Below are 15,162 nucleotides of genomic sequence, written 5' to 3' on the forward strand. Positions count from 1 at the left end.
AGTTGATCATCCGTGATGCGGAGTACCAAAAACATTTGGCACTGACATTCATCGACACACTGTTGAGTTCTCAAAGAACACGCACACACCATCACCACTGACACACTCGCCAGCCGCTCCGGGGCAACCGTTCCATCTTATCCTACCAGCCTCACCGGCGCAAGCCGAGACGCTGATCAGAATCTAACCGGGATGGAAGCACCACCGTACACGACGATGAACCTCCGATGTACCAGGCGCCTTCGTCCAACCTCGTGTCCCCCGCCTTCCGGCCGGAGTCGGTGTCCGTGTCGCTCTGACCTGGAATAAGTTACGCGAAGGGAAACTGCTTGCCAAATCGCCAGGTCACGGTGTTCGTCGATTCGGACTCTGCTGGTCAGAGCCGGTGCGCCGGAACCGATCCGGCATCCTGCCGCTCACATCGGCCGCTGTGACGCCGGACTCACCGCTGAGAAGCGGGATCCGCGTCCACTCTTTCGATGCGGCCGCCGAGTTCCTGGAGGATCTCGACGAAACGGGGGTAACCCCGGTCGATGTGAAAGACGTCGTGGACTTCAGTCACCCCGTCGGCGACGAGTCCCGCCAGCACCAGGCCGGCGCCGGCCCGGATGTCCGAGGACCACACCGGCGCACTCGACAGTTGCGCGATTCCCCGGATCACAGCGTGGTGACCGTCCGTCCGAGCATCGGCACCCAACCGGATCATCTCCTCGACGAAACGGAACCGCGCCTCGAAGACGTTCTCCGTGATCATCGACGTTCCCTCCGCCACAGCGGCGAGACCGATGGCCATCGGCTGGAGGTCGGTGGGGAAACCCGGATAGGGCAGGGTCGCGAAGTTGACGGCCGTGGGCCGCGCTTCCTGGACCACCCGGAATCCGTCGGACTCGGCGGTGACTTCGGCTCCCGCCACCCGCAGCTTGTCGAGCACCAGGCTCAGGTGTTTCGGGTTGACCCCGCGGACACGCACGTCGCCACGGGTCATCGACGCGGCGATCCCCCACGTCGCTGCGACGATCCGATCGCCGATGACCCGGTGCGTGGTCGGCTCGAGTTTGGGGACGCCCTGGATCGTCAGCGTGGACGTGCCTGCACCCCGGATCTGCGCGCCCATCTGAATCAGCATGTTGCACAGGTCGACGATCTCGGGTTCGCGGGCCGCGTTGTCGATCACCGTCTCACCCTTGGCGAGTACGGCGGCCATCAGAATGTTCTCGGTCGCCCCCACCGACGGGAATGCGAGCCGGATGTTCGCACCGTGCAGGTCGTCGGCCTGCGCCACCACGCAGCCGTGCTCGATCGTGCTGTGCGCGCCCAGCAATCGCAGCCCCGACTGGTGCATGTCGAGGGGCCGCGATCCGATGGCATCGCCACCCGGTAGCGCGACCACGGCGCGACGGCACCGCGCGACCAGCGGTCCGAGCACACACACCGACGCGCGAAACTGCCGTACCGCGGCGAAATCGGCGTGGTGTTTGGGCTCCGCGGGTGTGGTGATCCGGACGATGGAATCGTCGAGGTCCACCTCGCAGCCCAGGCCACGCAGGACGTCCGCCATCAAGGGAACATCGAGGATGTCCGGGCAGTTGGTCACAGTTGTGGTGCCCTCGGCCAACAGCGCTGCCGCCATCAACTTGAGAACGCTGTTCTTGGCGCCCCCGACAGACACTTCACCTACGAGGCGGTTACCGCCGGTGACAAGGAAGCGTTCACTCACAGAACACAGCCTAGAGCCAGGGATGCCGACCCCGGAGGCCGGTACCGTAACGCTATGGCCGTACACCTCACCAAGATCTACACCCGGACCGGCGACGACGGGACCACCGGACTCAGCGATTTCTCCCGTGTGTCGAAGAACGATCCGCGGCTGATCGCCTACGCCGACTGCGACGAGGCGAACGCCTCGATCGGGGTTGCGGTGGCACTGGGCGACCCGCCCGAGGAGATCCGGTCGATCCTGCGGCAGATTCAGAACGACCTGTTCGACGCCGGCGCCGACCTCTCCACCCCAGTGGAGGCCGAACCGAAGTACCCGCCGCTGCGCATCTCGGACGAGTACATCGACCGTCTCGAGGGCTGGTGCGACGAACTGAACGAACGCCTGGCGCCGCTGAACTCCTTCATTCTCCCCGGCGGCACGGCACTCGGAGCGCTGCTGCACGTGGCGCGGACCGTCACCCGGCGGGCCGAGCGGTCCGCGTGGGCGGCCGTCGACGCGAACCCGGAGACCACCAACGCTCTACCGGCGAAATACCTCAACCGGCTGTCGGATCTGCTGTTCATCGTCAGCAGGCTCGCGAACCCCGAGGGCGACGTCCTCTGGAAGCCCGGAGCCGGGAAGTCCTGATCAGAGTCGGCGACCGCGGACCGATCGGCCGGACGGTCGTGATTCGACCCAGGACAGGAACGCGGTCAACGCTCCCCCGTCCAATGCGATCTCGTACGAGCTACCGCGGTCCTTGACCGACAGAATGATGATTTCCTCGGACATGATGTCGAACTCGGAGCCCTCCGGGCTGCGACGACCTGCGACCTCGATGCCCTGGCGATCGATGCGCGAATCAGGACCGGGACGCAAACTCGACAGTTTGAAAAAGACGAGGGAACCCTCGCCGTAGCGGATGACGCCGTGGCGCCACCCGGTGTCCCCCGGGGCAGGCGTCACCCGGAGGATCGCCGCGGTACCACCGCGGCGCAGTACTGCAAGCCGATACAAAAAGACCGCGACGAAGGCCGCGAGCAGCACAACCAGAATGATCAACACAGTCATTCCGATTGTCACTGTTCGTCGGCTCCGTCGCGGTCTTTCTCGTGCAGCCTAAGCGCGCTCTACAGCGCGGATCCGACCCTTGGCGACAGCAATCGCCTCGAGATCGTCTCCACTCTCTGCGAGCACGGCCTTGGCCGCTTCCACATCGATGTCCTCGGCCAAGTCGGCTGACTCGGCGAGGATCGTGACTGTCTTCGCGGTCACGGACAGGAACCCGCCGTGCACAGCAGCGACGATACGCTCACCGTCGGCCGTCGTGATCGCAACCACTCCGGCCTCGACCAGCTGTCCGAGAACCGGCTCATGCCCAGGCATGACACCGATCTCGCCCTCGGTCGTCTGTGCGCTGACGAGAGTCGCCGAACCAGACCACAACCGTCGCTCCACGGCGACGAGTTCCACGGTCATCTCAGCCATCGTCGACTACTTCCCGGCGATCTTCTTGGCTGCAGCCTCGACGTCGTCGAGTCCACCACAGCTGTTGAATGCCTGCTCGGGCAGGTGATCGAACTCGCCCTTGCAGATGCGGTCGAACGCCTCGATGGTGTCGCGGAGCGGCACCACGGAGCCGGGCTCACCGGTGAACTTCTCGGCGACGATGAAGTTCTGGCCGAGGAACTTCTGCAGACGGCGGGCACGGCCGACGAGCACCTTGTCCTCTTCCTGCAGCTCGTCCATACCGAGGATGGCGATGATGTCCTGCAGTTCCTTGTACTTCTGCAGGATGCGCTTGACCTCGTTGGCGACCCGGAAGTGCTCGGCACCGACGATGCCGGGCTCCAGGATGCGGGAGGTGGAGGTCAGCGGGTCCACAGCGGGGTAGATACCCATCTGCGAGATCGGACGCGACAGCTCGGTGGTGGCATCGAGGTGCGCGAACGTCGTGGCCGGCGCCGGGTCGGTGTAGTCGTCGGCGGGCACGTAGATCGCCTGCAGCGAGGTGATGGAGCGACCACGCGTCGAGGTGATGCGCTCCTGCAGCTCACCCATCTCGTCAGCCAGGGTCGGCTGGTAACCCACGGCCGAAGGCATACGACCGAGCAGGGTCGACACCTCGGAACCGGCCTGGGTGAAACGGAAGATGTTGTCGATGAACAGCAGCACGTCCTGGCCCTGGACATCGCGGAAGTACTCCGCCATGGTCAGCGCGGACAGGGCGACGCGCATACGCGTTCCCGGCGGCTCGTCCATCTGGCCGAAGACGAGGGCGGTGTCCTGGAGGACGCCCATCTCTTCCATCTCGAGGTGAAGGTCGGTGCCCTCACGGGTGCGCTCACCGACGCCTGCGAACACCGAGGTTCCGGAGAACTCGCGGGCGATACGGGTGATCATTTCCTGGATCAGAACGGTCTTGCCGACACCGGCACCACCGAACAGACCGATCTTTCCACCCTTGACGTACGGGGTGAGGAGGTCGATGACCTTGATGCCGGTCTCGAGGATCTCCGTCTTGCCCTCGAGCTGGTCGAAGGCCGGTGGCTTGCGGTGGATGCCCCACTGCTCGCCGTCGCGACCCGTGCCGGGAGCGTCGAGGCAGTCGCCCAGTGCGTTGAACACGTGGCCCTTGACGACGTCACCGACGGGAACCGAGATCGGCTTGCCCGTGTCGGACACCGAGGTGCCGCGGATCAGGCCGTCGGTGGGCTGCATCGAGACGGTGCGCACCAGGTTGTCGCCGAGGTGCTGTGCGACCTCGAGGGTCAGCGTCTTGGCGACCGAGGGGAGCGTGATCTCGGCATGCAGGGCGTTGAACAGTTCAGGAATGGCGCCACGCGGGAATTCAACGTCCACGACGGGACCGATGACCCGCACGACGCGGCCGGCGACGGACGAACCCGAGCCTGCCCCGTTGTTTTCGGTTACTGCTGCGGTCATTGCTTAGTCACTTCCTGCGCTCGAGGCAAGCGCATTCGCGCCGCCGACGATCTCGCTGATTTCCTGGGTGATCTGGGCCTGGCGAGCCTGGTTTGCCTGGCGGCTCAACGTGTTCACCAGTTCGTTTGCGTTGTCCGTCGCGGCCTTCATGGCGGTACGACGGGCAGCCGACTCCGACGCCGCAGCATCCAGCAGCGAGGAGTAGATGCGGGTGCTGATGTACTTCGGCAGCAGGGCGCCGAGCAACTTGTCGGGTTCCGGCTCGAAGTTGTATCCGGCGACCGGCTCCGAGTCGCTGGACCCGTGACCGTTCGACAGCATGTCTTCGCCGAGTTCGACGCGCTCCTCGGAGACCATCACCTCGAGGGGAGCCATCCGGCGAACCTCGGGAGACTGGGTCAGCATCGACACGAAGCGGGTGTAGACGATGTGCAGCTCGTCGACGCCTTCGATGGTGCCCTCGCCGTTCGGCGCGGGAACCTCCGAGCCGGATCCGGCCATGAACAGGTCGACCAGGTGCCGGCTCGCCTTGGCGGCGTCGGAGTAGCCCGGATCCTGGGAGAACCCGGTCCACGCACCTCCCAAGTCGCGGCCACGGAACGTGTAGTACCCCAGACCCTTGGATCCGAGCACGTAGATGACCGGATCCTTACCCTCGCTGCGCAGCAGCTGGAACAGCTCCTCGGCCTCCTTGAGGACGTTGGAGTTGTAACCGCCGCACATACCGCGGTCGCTGGTGACGACCAGAACCGCGGCCCGCTTGGGATCGGTGCGCTCGTTCAGCAACGGGTGGTCCAGCGAAGCCGACGCGCTCGCCAGCTCCGACAGAACCTTCGTGATCTCTTCGGCGTACGGCTTCGCCGCGGCGACGCGCGACTGTGCCTTCGTGATGCGCGAGGTCGCGATCAGTTCCTGGGCCTTGGTGATCTTCTTGGTCGAGTTGACCGACTTGATGCGAGACCTCAGTTCGAGAATGCTTGCCATCGATCGATCACTCTCCCTTCATGTTTCGCAGCATCATGGGCAGGCCGCTCACTTGCTGACGGTGGTGCGCTTGACGTTGATCTGCTCGTGGCCGACCTCGCCGGCGTCCAGAGCTTCGGCCTCGGCCTCGTTCACGACCCGGCTTCCGTCGGACGCGATGAAGGTTTCCTTGAACTTGTCGGTGGCCTCGACCAGCGCCTTGGCGTTGTCGGCGTCGAGGGCCTTGCCGCCCTTGATGCTCTCGTACACGCCGGAGGCGGTGCGGTGCAGCTCGTCGAGCAGTTCGGCCTCGAAGCGGCGGACGTCGCCGACCGGCACGCTGTCGAAGACACCTTCGCCGGCGAGGTAGATCGACACGATCTGGTCTTCGACGGGGATCGGGCTGTACTGATCCTGCTTGAGCAGCTCCACCAGGCGGGCACCACGCTCGAGCTGTGCCTTCGAGGCGGCGTCCAGGTCGGAGGCGAAGGCGGAGAACGCCTCGAGCTCACGGAACTGAGCCAGCTCCAGACGCAGCGAACCGGAGACCTTCTTCATGCCCTTGGTCTGCGCGGCGCCACCGACTCGGGACACCGAGATGCCGACGTTGATGGCGGGGCGGACACCCTTGTTGAACAGGTCCGACTCGAGGAACACCTGACCGTCGGTGATGGAGATGACGTTGGTCGGGATGTAGGCCGAGACGTCGTTGGCCTTGGTCTCGATGATCGGCAGCGCAGTCAGCGAGCCTCCACCCAGGGCGTCGGACAGCTTGGCCGAACGCTCCAGCAGGCGGGAGTGCAGGTAGAAGACGTCACCGGGGTATGCCTCACGTCCCGGCGGGCGACGCAGCAGCAGCGAGATAGCGCGGTACGCCTCGGCCTGCTTGGTCAGGTCGTCGAACACGACCAGGACGTGCTTGCCCTGGTACATCCAGTGCTGGCCGATGGCGGAGCCGGTGTAGGGCGCGAGCCACTTGAAACCGGCGGAGTCGGAGGCCGGGGCGGCGACGATGGTGGTGTACTCCATCGCGCCCTGCTCCTCGAGGGCAGCCTTGACACCCGCGATGGTGGAGCCCTTCTGGCCGATCGCGACGTAGATGCAGCGAACCTGCTGCTTCTCGTCGCCGGTCTCCCAGTTGGCCTTCTGGTTCAGGATCGCGTCGATGCAGACGGCGGTCTTGCCCGTCTTACGGTCGCCGATGACGAGCTGACGCTGTCCGCGGCCGATCGGGGTCATCGCGTCGATGGCCTTGATGCCGGTCTGCAGCGGCTCCTCGACGGGCTGACGCTCGAGGACCGAGGCAGCCTGCAGTTCGAGGGCGCGGGTCTCGTTGCTCTCGATCTCGCCCAGGCCGTCGATCGGCTGGCCGAGCGGGTTGATGACGCGGCCGAGGAAGGCGTCGCCGACGGGTACCGACAGCACGTCGCCGGTCCGCTTGACTTCCTGGCCTTCCTGGATGTTCTCGTAATCGCCCAGGATGACGGCACCGATCTCGGTGGCATCCAGGTTGAGCGCGACACCCAGAATTCCGCCGGGGAACTCCAGCAGTTCGTTGGCCATCGCCGAAGGCAGGCCACTGACGTGCGCGATGCCGTCGCTGGTGTCGGTCACAAGGCCGACCTCTTCGCGGGAGGCCTCCGGGGAGTAGCTCGCGGTGTAGTTCTCGATCGCACTACGGATCTCGTCGGAGGAGATCGTCAGCTCCGCCATGTTTTTCCTGCTCTCGGTGTCTGGTCTTCGAAAAGATCTGGGGTATGGGGTTCGGTTGCGGACTACTTGAGGGACTTCCGCAACGCTGCGAGACGTCCCGCGCCGCTGCCGTCGATCACCTCGTCGCCCACCCGGACGACCAAGCCGCTGAGGAGCTCAGGATCGACCTCCACGTGAACCGTCACCGGCTTCCCGTAGGTACGGGTGAGGGTGGCGGTCAGCCGATCCGACTGCTCACTGGACAGCGGAGCAGAGCTGCGCACCTTGGCGACAACTGCTTCCCGCTGTGCTGCTGCCAGATTCGACAGTTCGTCGAAGGCGTCCGCGGGTGCGGAGTTCTTCAACCGGCCCACTGCCTGGGTCGCCAGCGCCTCGGCGACAGCGGTGACCTTGCCGTACAGCAGCTTGGAGAGCAGTTCACGCTTCCTCTTCGCCGGCACGGAACGGTCGGACAGTGACTGCTCGAGCTTCGGGTCACCGGCAACGATGCGCCCGAGGCGGAAGAGCTCGTCCTCGACAGCGTCGAGCTGTCCCTGATCGGCCGCTGCCTTCAGCAGCGCTTCCCGACCGACGAGCACCAGCGAGTTGAGCAGGTCGGAGGTGACGGACCAGTCCTGGCCCACCGCCGCCTTCAGGACGGCGAGGGTCTCGGCCGAGACCTTGCCACCGAATACCTGCTCGGCCAGACCTTCGCGAACGTTCCCGGGCGTCGAGGTGTCCGACAGAGCACTCCGGAGAGTGCGCTGCTCGTCCAGGATCTCGACGACCGAGAACAGCTCGGCCCCGATCTGGGCCGCGGCCGCTGTGGCTGCTCCGGCAGAGACGGATCCCAAGGCCGAAGACAACGCAGCACGGGTCTGCGTCAAGGCCTCACGGCTCGCTGCGTACATGGTGCTCACTTCCCTGCTGCGGAATTTGCGCCGATGGTGTCGAGCTCGTTCAGGAAGCGATCGACCGTGCCGGCCCGCTTGACGTCGTCGGCGAGGGACTCACCGATGACCTTCTCAGCGAGGTCGACCGCGGTGCGGCCGAGATCGGCGCGCAGTTCGGCGACGATCTGCTGACGCTGGGCAACCAACTGGTTGTTGCCGGCGGCCACGATGCGGTCGCTTTCTTCCTGAGCCTGTGCCTTCATTTCGGCGATGATCTGCTGCCCCTGGGTGCGCGCGTCCTCACGGATCTGCGCAGCCTCGGTGCGAGCTTCGGCGAGCTGGGCGCGGTACTGCTCGAGCGCCGCCTTCGCTTCGGCCTGGGCCTCTTCGGCCCGCTTGATGCCGCCGTCGATCTGCTCGGTTCGCTCGGCAAGGACCTTCTGGAACATCGGAAGGACGTACTTCCAGAAGACGAAACCAACGATGACCAGGCAGACGATCGACCAAACGATGTCATACGTCGCGGGGAGGAGAGGGTTGTGACTCTCTTCCTCTGCCGCGAGCAATGCGATGTTGGCTGCCATGACGGTCTTAGAAAATGAAGCCGGCGACGAGGCCGATCAGCGCGAGGGCTTCGGTGAAGGCGATACCGAGGAACATCGTGGTACGAACCTGTCCGGCCATCTCGGGCTGGCGAACCATTCCCTCGATCGCCTTGCCGACGACGATGCCCACGCCGATGCCGGGGCCGATCGCGGCGAGACCGTAGCCGATGGCTCCGAAGCCCGTCGAGTTGGTTTCCTGGACAGCTTCCTGAGCGAGGTAGGCGAGGCTCATGGTGTTCCGTTCCCTTTCTGTTGACCTCCGCCGGATTCGGCGGGAGGCTCAGTTCTTGGTGTAGCTGGTCGTGAAAACTTGTGGTGCTAGTGCGAATCCGCGTGCAGCGCCAGATCGATGTACACCGACGTGAGCAGCGCGAAGACGTAGGCCTGCAGGAAGATCACCAGCAGTTCGAAGAAGGTGAATGCGATGCCGGCGGCAAGCGAGGCCACACCGAACACGGCCTGGAAGCCACCGGAGACGAAGAAGAAGTACTGGGTGGCGCTGAAGAACAGCACCAGCAGGATGTGGCCGGCCAGCATGTTGGCCATGAGACGAACCATGAGGGTGAACGGCCGGAGGACGAACGTCGAGATGAACTCGATCGGCACGAGCAGGAAGTGCAGCGGAAGCGGAACACCGGGGACCACGATGCTGCTCTTCACGTACTTGAAGAAGCCGTACTTCTTGATGCCGACGTAGTTGAACACGATGTACGCCAGGGCGGCGAGCACCAGCGGCATGCCGATTCGCGCGTTCGGCGAGATATTGATGAAGGGGATGATGCTGCCGAGGTTGCTGGCGAGCACCAGGAAGAAGATGGTGGTGATGACCGGCAGGAAGCGCTTGCCCTGCTCCTTGCCGAGAATCTCTTCCGCGATGTTGATCCGGACGAAGTCGAGCGCGATCTCACCGATGTTCTGGACACCGCGCGGAATGATCTTCGGGCTGCGCATCGCGATGACGAAGAAGAGCATCATCAGTCCGGACAGCAGGATGCGAACCAGCATCAGGCGGTCGAGTTCGAACGGAGTCCCTTCGAACAGGACCGCGGGCGGGAAGAAGTCGTTCAGGGAAGGCGCGTGGAATTCTTCTCCAGCAGCCACGTTGATGACGCTCAGCGTTCTCTCCCGTAGTCGGTCCGCAGCCTTCGTTGACTGCGGTTCGATCGGACATTGACGATCAAACAAGTCGACAAGCTCGACTCGCGTATTCGTCAGCTGCTGCGGACTGTTCGAGTCCAGCGTCTGTCGGTGTCGGCGACTCTCGTCGACTCGGCGGCCCTGAAAGTGCGGGCTACCTACAAGCATGCAATACCGGCGAGTAACTTACTCGCACTCTCATTGCTCTCGCTTGACCCAGACCTTAGCAAGTCATCTACGACGTTGTGTAGACGGGGTCCGGGTCGATTCAATTTTACTACATCTCGTAGTACTACTTATCGTCCGATTCCGGCGATCCGGCGTCGTCCGACGGCGTGGGCTCGACGTACGGCGCCTTGGTTCCCAGAACTCCGAACGTCTCCGCTCCCAGCACGATCACGAGCGACAGCACCATGACCAGCACCAATGCTGTCTTGTCGTAGAAGTCGAGCGGTTTGAGGATCGCCAGGACCGTGATCGCGAGGATCATCTTCAACAACCACGTACCGAGCAGTACCGCTCCCGCCGTCAAGGCCGGAAGTTTCGCGGTGAACAGCACACCCAGTGCGGTGCACAGGATGAACCCTCCCCCGACTGCCGCACCGAGAAGAGCGCCGTACAGACCGGGCTTGCCCGCGACGAGAAATGCGATGATCGAGCCGACCACTGCCAGCACGATCAGACCGAGAATTCCGTAGCGGACGGCAGCCCGCAACGACGCGGTGTGATCAGGGGCGGAGGCGGGGGTGAACGTCACGGTCGCCAAGGGTAGTGGATCTTCGCCGGTCCGCCGCAACCCTCCAGTCAGCCGCGACGGTCGTGCTGCTGTCCGCGAATCGACGGGACGGCCGTCACGACCAGCGCGAAGACGAGGCCTCCCGCAACCAGGAGGACGACGACGCGACGGTCGAACAAGGCTGATCCGACCGCGCCGAACGCCAGGACACCGACCCACAAGTAGATGAGCAGCACGACGCGGCGGTGCGAGTGCCCGATCTGCAGCAGCCGGTGGTGCAGGTGCATCTTGTCGGGACTGAACGGGCTCACGCCCGCACGGGTCCGCCGGACGACGGCGAGCAGCAGGTCCAGGATCGGGATGAACATGACGGCACCGACCAGGAGCAGCGGAGAGAGAAGACCGAGCAGGTCGCGGGTGCCGTACGCGGTCAGCGGGATGCGACCGGACGCGCTGGTGGAGATGGCCGCGAGCATCAGACCGATCAGCATGGAGCCGGAGTCGCCCATGAAGATCTTGGCGGGCTGGAAGTTGTGCGGAAGGAATCCGAGACACGCACCTGCCAGCGCCGCGGCGATCAGCGCGGGCGGATACGCGCTGACGTCGCCGCCCTGATCGTGCAGAAGCCCCACCGAGAACACGCAGATCGCGAGCGAGGAGATCAGACCGAGGCCCGCCGCGAGACCGTCGAGGCCGTCGACGAAGTTCATGGCGTTCACCATCACGACCGCGACACCCACGGTGACGAGACCGGCCTGGAGCTGGTCGAGGATGACAGTGCTGCCGTCCCCGAACGGCATATAGATGATGAACCAGCTCACACCCATCACGACGAGGATGCCCGCCGCGGTGACCTGCCCGACGAACTTGGTGAGCGCGTCCAGACCCCACCGGTCGTCGACCACCCCCACCAGCACGATCACGAACCCCGAGACCAGGGCCGCGGGAATGTCGGAGGTGAACTCGAATCCCCTGGTGAGCGCGGGTAGCTGCTGCGCGAACAACAACGCGACGAGCATGCCGAGATACATGCCGACCCCGCCGAGACGGGGCGTCGGGGTGACGTGGACGTCCCGGTCCCGCGGCACGGCGACAGCCCCGAACCGGAGCGCGAACAGCCGCACCGCCCCGGTGGCCAGGTAGGTGACCACCGCAGCGGTGAAGAGCACGAGCAGGAGTTCACGCAGCGGGACACCCGCGCCCCCACCTGCTTGGGCCAGCGCCACGCCGGCCGATTCGGCAGCACTCACTGGGCGGACAGACTCTCCGCCGTCACTCCGAGCACGTCGGCGACATCGCCGGTGGGCACGGCGCCTTCACGCAGGATCCGGGGGGTCGCACCGGTGAGGTCGACGATCGTCGAGGCCTGCCCCTGCTCCGCCCGACCACCGTCGAGGTACACGCTCGCCGAGCCGCCGAGCTGCTCGCGCGCTTCCTCGACCGTCGTCGCGGGCGGCTGCCCGGAGACGTTCGCGCTCGACACCGCCAGCGGTCCGACTTCACGCAACAGTTCGAGGGCGACGGGGTGCAGCGGCATGCGCAGCATGACCGTGCCCCGGGTGTCGCCGAGGTCCCATGCCAGCGAAGGCGCTTGCTCCACAACGAGACTCAGCCCGCCCGGCCAGAACGCCCGGATGAGGTCGCGCGTCTGCGGACGCACGCTGTACACCAGTCCGTCGATCGTGTTCCACGAGCCGACGAGCACGGGAACCGGCATGTCGCGCCCGCGACCCTTGGCCCGCAGGAGGGCGGCGACGGCCTCGCTGTCGAATGCGTCCGCGCCGATTCCGTACAGCGTGTCCGTGGGAAGCACGACGAGCCGCCCGGCCTTCAGCGCATTCTTGGCCGCACTCATTCCGGCGGAGCGTGAATCGGGAAGGCCACAGTCGTAAACGGTACTCACCCGCCCATTCTTTCACCCTCGGTGACGGCCCCTGCACGCTGCGCCTCGATATCCGTGGCGACGCGCCGGGCGACCACGAAGCGCGGCTTGCCTGCGAGGTCCGGGTGCTCCGCGACTTCGCCGAACACCCGGCGGGACGCGAACAGGGCCGCCACGTCGGCCCCGTTACTGTCGTCGTGTTCGATGCCGACCGCTCCCCCGATCCGCAACCAGCGGGCGACGTTCGAGATCATCGGCTTGATGACGGACAACCCGTCCGGTCCGGCGAACAGCGCGCTGTGCGGATCGTGGTCGGCCACCTCGGGTTCAAGCTCGACGCCCTCCGGGATGTACGGCGGGTTCGCCACGATCAGGTCGACGCCGCCTTCGAGCCCGGCCAGCAACGTCCGGTCGGTCACGTCGCCCTGGTACAGGCGAATCGGTGCGTCACCTGCCTGTTCGCGGGCGTCGGCGTTACGCCGGGCCCACGCGAGCGCGTGCGGTTCGAGTTCGACGGCGTGCACGACTGCGTCGGGCCGGGCGTTGGCGATCGCGAGCGCGAGCGCACCCGAGCCGGTGCACAGGTCGAGGACCACCGGCGGATGCTGGTCGCAGCTTCCGAGGAAGGCGAGCGCCCACCCGAGCAGCAGTTCTGTCTCGGGACGCGGCACGAAGACCCCGGGACCGACCTCGATGTCGATGTCCCCCATCGCGGCCGTACCGAGGATGTACTGCAACGGAATCCGCTTGGCGCGCTGGTCGACCATCTTCTTGTAGGCGTCGATTACCGACTCGTCGACCAGCGGGACGAGGCCGAGCCGGGTCCGCTCCACCCCCAGCAGGTGGGCCGCGAGCAGTTCGGCATCCGCACGGGAGCTACGCACCCCGGCCTCGTCGAGTTGCGCGGTTGCGTCGATCAGGGCCAGGCGAAGAGGAAGGCGACTCACAGGTACAGAGTGCCACGCGGCTCGCCGTCCGGTGGCGGGGTCCCGCTTCGCGGTTACTCCGCGGCGAGCCTCGCCTCGCGGTCGGACTTGCCCAGGGCGTCCAGTAGGGCGTCCAGTTCGCCGTCCAGGACCGCATCCAGGTTGTGGGACTTGAAACCGATCCGGTGATCGGTGATGCGGTTCTCCGGGAAGTTGTACGTGCGGATGCGCTCCGAACGGTCGACGGTGCGCACCTGACTCTGCCTGCCTGCCGACGCCTCCGCATCCGCGGCTTCCTCGGCGGCGGCCTGCAGCCGAGCGGCGAGCACCTGCATGGCGCGGGCCTTGTTCTGCAGCTGTGAGCGCTCGTTCTGGCAGGTCACGACGATTCCGGTGGGCAGGTGCGTGATACGGACCGCGGAGTCGGTGGTGTTGACACCCTGACCGCCCTTGCCCGAGGAGCGGTAGACGTCGATGCGCAGATCGGTTTCGTCGATCTGCACCTCCTCGACCTCTTCCGGTTCCGGGTAGATGAGGACACCGGCGGCGGACGTGTGGACGCGTCCCTGAGATTCCGTGACGGGCACTCGCTGCACACGGTGGACACCGCCCTCGAACTTCAGTCGTGCCCAGACCCCGTCACGCACATCACCCTTCGACTTGATCGATAGCGTCGCGTCCTTGTATCCACCCAGATCGGACACGGTCGCGTCGAGGATCTCGACACGCCAACCGTGACGCTCGGCGTACCGGACGTACATCCGGGCCAGATCGGAGGCGAACAGCGCGGATTCCTCGCCGCCCTCACCCGACTTCACCTCGAGCACCACGTCGTCACCGTCGTGCGGGTCGCGGGGGGCCAGAAGATCGGTGAGAGCCTTGTCGAGTTCCAGGACCTGCGCCTCGAGTTCGGGCACCTCGGCGGCGAAGCTGGAGTCGTCGGCAGCGAGTTCGCGCGCGGCATCCAGATCGTCCTGCGCCGACTTGAGCTTGGCATATGTCGCCATGATCGGCGCGAGCTCGGCGAATCGCTTGCCCGCCTTGCGGGCGGCAGAAGCGTCGTTGTGCAGGGCCGGGTCCGCCAACTGCTGCTCCAGGCCGGCATGTTCGGCCAGGATGTCGTCGATGGCCGAAGGCTGGGTGGTCCCTGCCATGATTCGCTCCGCTCTGCGTTCTTTCGGGAATTAGGCACAAAAAAGCCGACGCCCGGCCTGCAATTATCGCAGGACGGGCGTCGGCGGAACAGCTAGGACTCTGCAGATTCCTTGGCTGCGCCCTTGCCGGCGCGCTTGCCGTAGCGAGCCTCGAAGCGGGCGACACGTCCACCGGTGTCGAGGATCTTCTGCTTGCCGGTGTAGAACGGGTGGCACTGCGAGCAGACCTCGACGTTGATACGCCCGGTCTCCTTGGTGCTGTGGGTCTCGAAGGTGTTTCCGCAACCGCAGACCACGGTGGTGGCCACGTAGTTGGGGTGAATGCCTGACTTCATGGTGTCCCTTTCAATGGTCGCCGGGTCGCCTTCGCCGTTCGAAGACGTGAACCGGAACCGGACTCAGCCGCTCAGTATGCCAGATCGCAGGTTCGCGATCCCAATCGGCATTTGTGCTTGCGGTGTGGTCAACGCGGGTGGTCCGCGTTTTGTTCCACGGTGATTCTGGAGGGGAAAAACAGCGGGGCCCGGCG

General features: G+C 65.3%; 17 protein-coding genes. 1 reads left to right on the forward strand and 16 read right to left on the reverse strand.

The annotated features are described in order from the left end of the window. Positions 1–442: 442 nt before the first annotated feature. The gene (gene murA / locus ACNJ7E_RS03265) at positions 443–1,717 is read right to left on the reverse strand and encodes a UDP-N-acetylglucosamine 1-carboxyvinyltransferase (RefSeq protein ID WP_280783606.1); all 1,275 of its coding nucleotides are present in this window, start codon (positions 1,715–1,717) and stop codon (positions 443–445) included. Between the two features lie 54 nt (positions 1,718–1,771). Between murA and ACNJ7E_RS03270 the strand changes: the two genes are divergently transcribed. Continuing rightward, on the forward strand, positions 1,772–2,347 hold the full coding sequence (locus ACNJ7E_RS03270) for a cob(I)yrinic acid a,c-diamide adenosyltransferase (protein WP_164065057.1): 576 nt from the start codon (positions 1,772–1,774) through the stop codon (positions 2,345–2,347). Here ACNJ7E_RS03270 and ACNJ7E_RS03275 read toward each other — a convergent pair whose 3' ends face one another. The 15 genes from ACNJ7E_RS03275 to rpmE all read right to left on the reverse strand — a co-directional run bounded on the left by ACNJ7E_RS03275 (position 2,348) and on the right by rpmE (position 14,968). Further along, positions 2,348–2,770: a DUF2550 domain-containing protein gene (locus ACNJ7E_RS03275; RefSeq protein ID WP_005571048.1), complete on the reverse strand. Its 423-nt coding sequence runs from the start codon at positions 2,768–2,770 to the stop codon at positions 2,348–2,350. It lies immediately after the preceding gene. 48 nt (positions 2,771–2,818) lie between these two features. Next, on the reverse strand, positions 2,819–3,187 hold the full coding sequence (locus ACNJ7E_RS03280; RefSeq protein WP_005252961.1) for a F0F1 ATP synthase subunit epsilon: 369 nt from the start codon (positions 3,185–3,187) through the stop codon (positions 2,819–2,821). A gap of 6 nt (positions 3,188–3,193) precedes the next feature. Beyond that, positions 3,194–4,645, reverse strand: coding sequence for a F0F1 ATP synthase subunit beta (gene atpD, locus ACNJ7E_RS03285; protein ID WP_005252960.1), 1,452 nt, complete (start codon positions 4,643–4,645; stop codon positions 3,194–3,196). 3 nt (positions 4,646–4,648) lie between these two features. Beyond that, the gene (locus ACNJ7E_RS03290; protein ID WP_009474166.1) at positions 4,649–5,629 is read right to left on the reverse strand and encodes a F0F1 ATP synthase subunit gamma; all 981 of its coding nucleotides are present in this window, start codon (positions 5,627–5,629) and stop codon (positions 4,649–4,651) included. Positions 5,630–5,677: 48 nt separating this feature from the next. Beyond that, positions 5,678–7,321: a F0F1 ATP synthase subunit alpha gene (gene atpA / locus ACNJ7E_RS03295; RefSeq protein WP_005252958.1), complete on the reverse strand. Its 1,644-nt coding sequence runs from the start codon at positions 7,319–7,321 to the stop codon at positions 5,678–5,680. Positions 7,322–7,383: 62 nt separating this feature from the next. Then, the gene (locus ACNJ7E_RS03300) at positions 7,384–8,211 is read right to left on the reverse strand and encodes a F0F1 ATP synthase subunit delta (protein WP_198602282.1); all 828 of its coding nucleotides are present in this window, start codon (positions 8,209–8,211) and stop codon (positions 7,384–7,386) included. Between the two features lie 5 nt (positions 8,212–8,216). Continuing rightward, positions 8,217–8,777, reverse strand: a complete 561-nt coding sequence (locus ACNJ7E_RS03305) for a F0F1 ATP synthase subunit B (protein ID WP_105422742.1) — start codon at positions 8,775–8,777, stop codon at positions 8,217–8,219. Positions 8,778–8,784: 7 nt separating this feature from the next. Then, positions 8,785–9,030 (reverse strand): ATP synthase F0 subunit C, encoded by a 246-nt coding sequence (locus ACNJ7E_RS03310; RefSeq protein WP_005252955.1) that lies wholly within the window; start codon positions 9,028–9,030, stop codon positions 8,785–8,787. A gap of 86 nt (positions 9,031–9,116) precedes the next feature. Continuing rightward, complete coding sequence (atpB, locus tag ACNJ7E_RS03315; RefSeq protein ID WP_005264492.1) at positions 9,117–9,899, reverse strand: F0F1 ATP synthase subunit A; 783 nt, start codon at positions 9,897–9,899, stop codon at positions 9,117–9,119. A gap of 328 nt (positions 9,900–10,227) precedes the next feature. Continuing rightward, on the reverse strand, positions 10,228–10,701 hold the full coding sequence (locus ACNJ7E_RS03320) for a Cg1360 family ATP-synthase-associated protein (protein ID WP_418339136.1): 474 nt from the start codon (positions 10,699–10,701) through the stop codon (positions 10,228–10,230). 38 nt (positions 10,702–10,739) lie between these two features. Next, entirely contained in the window at positions 10,740–11,921 is a 1,182-nt protein-coding gene (locus ACNJ7E_RS03325; RefSeq protein WP_005252952.1) for a glycosyltransferase family 4 protein, read from the reverse strand. Beyond that, the gene (locus tag ACNJ7E_RS03330; RefSeq protein WP_011594474.1) at positions 11,918–12,574 is read right to left on the reverse strand and encodes an L-threonylcarbamoyladenylate synthase; all 657 of its coding nucleotides are present in this window, start codon (positions 12,572–12,574) and stop codon (positions 11,918–11,920) included. The genes ACNJ7E_RS03325 and ACNJ7E_RS03330 overlap by 4 nt, the downstream gene beginning before the upstream one ends. Then, a complete protein-coding gene (prmC, locus tag ACNJ7E_RS03335; protein ID WP_009474172.1) occupies positions 12,571–13,500 on the reverse strand; it encodes a peptide chain release factor N(5)-glutamine methyltransferase in 930 nt (309 codons plus the stop codon). Before prmC ends, ACNJ7E_RS03330 begins: the two co-directional genes overlap by 4 nt. A 53-nt stretch (positions 13,501–13,553) precedes the next feature. Beyond that, complete coding sequence (gene prfA / locus ACNJ7E_RS03340) at positions 13,554–14,633, reverse strand: peptide chain release factor 1 (RefSeq protein ID WP_009474173.1); 1,080 nt, start codon at positions 14,631–14,633, stop codon at positions 13,554–13,556. Between the two features lie 92 nt (positions 14,634–14,725). Next, positions 14,726–14,968, reverse strand: a complete 243-nt coding sequence (rpmE, locus tag ACNJ7E_RS03345; RefSeq protein ID WP_005252948.1) for a 50S ribosomal protein L31 — start codon at positions 14,966–14,968, stop codon at positions 14,726–14,728. Positions 14,969–15,162 lie beyond the last annotated feature (194 nt).

This window comes from Rhodococcus mengyinensis (genome assembly GCF_048381435.1).
In the GTDB taxonomy this organism is placed as follows: domain Bacteria; phylum Actinomycetota; class Actinomycetes; order Mycobacteriales; family Mycobacteriaceae; genus Rhodococcus_F; species Rhodococcus_F opacus_D.

Coding starts and splice junctions, on each gene's coding strand:
- ACNJ7E_RS03270 (WP_164065057.1), top strand. CDS start 1,772: ATGGCCGTACACCTCACCAAGATCTACACCCGGACCGGCGACGACGGG.
- ACNJ7E_RS03275 (WP_005571048.1), bottom strand. CDS start 2,770: ATGACTGTGTTGATCATTCTGGTTGTGCTGCTCGCGGCCTTCGTCGCG.
- prfA (WP_009474173.1), bottom strand. CDS start 14,633: ATGGCAGGGACCACCCAGCCTTCGGCCATCGACGACATCCTGGCCGAA.
- ACNJ7E_RS03300 (WP_198602282.1), bottom strand. CDS start 8,211: ATGTACGCAGCGAGCCGTGAGGCCTTGACGCAGACCCGTGCTGCGTTG.
- ACNJ7E_RS03310 (WP_005252955.1), bottom strand. CDS start 9,030: ATGAGCCTCGCCTACCTCGCTCAGGAAGCTGTCCAGGAAACCAACTCG.
- atpA (WP_005252958.1), bottom strand. CDS start 7,321: ATGGCGGAGCTGACGATCTCCTCCGACGAGATCCGTAGTGCGATCGAG.
- ACNJ7E_RS03305 (WP_105422742.1), bottom strand. CDS start 8,777: ATGGCAGCCAACATCGCATTGCTCGCGGCAGAGGAAGAGAGTCACAAC.
- ACNJ7E_RS03290 (WP_009474166.1), bottom strand. CDS start 5,629: ATGGCAAGCATTCTCGAACTGAGGTCTCGCATCAAGTCGGTCAACTCG.
- rpmE (WP_005252948.1), bottom strand. CDS start 14,968: ATGAAGTCAGGCATTCACCCCAACTACGTGGCCACCACCGTGGTCTGC.
- atpD (WP_005252960.1), bottom strand. CDS start 4,645: ATGACCGCAGCAGTAACCGAAAACAACGGGGCAGGCTCGGGTTCGTCC.
- ACNJ7E_RS03280 (WP_005252961.1), bottom strand. CDS start 3,187: ATGGCTGAGATGACCGTGGAACTCGTCGCCGTGGAGCGACGGTTGTGG.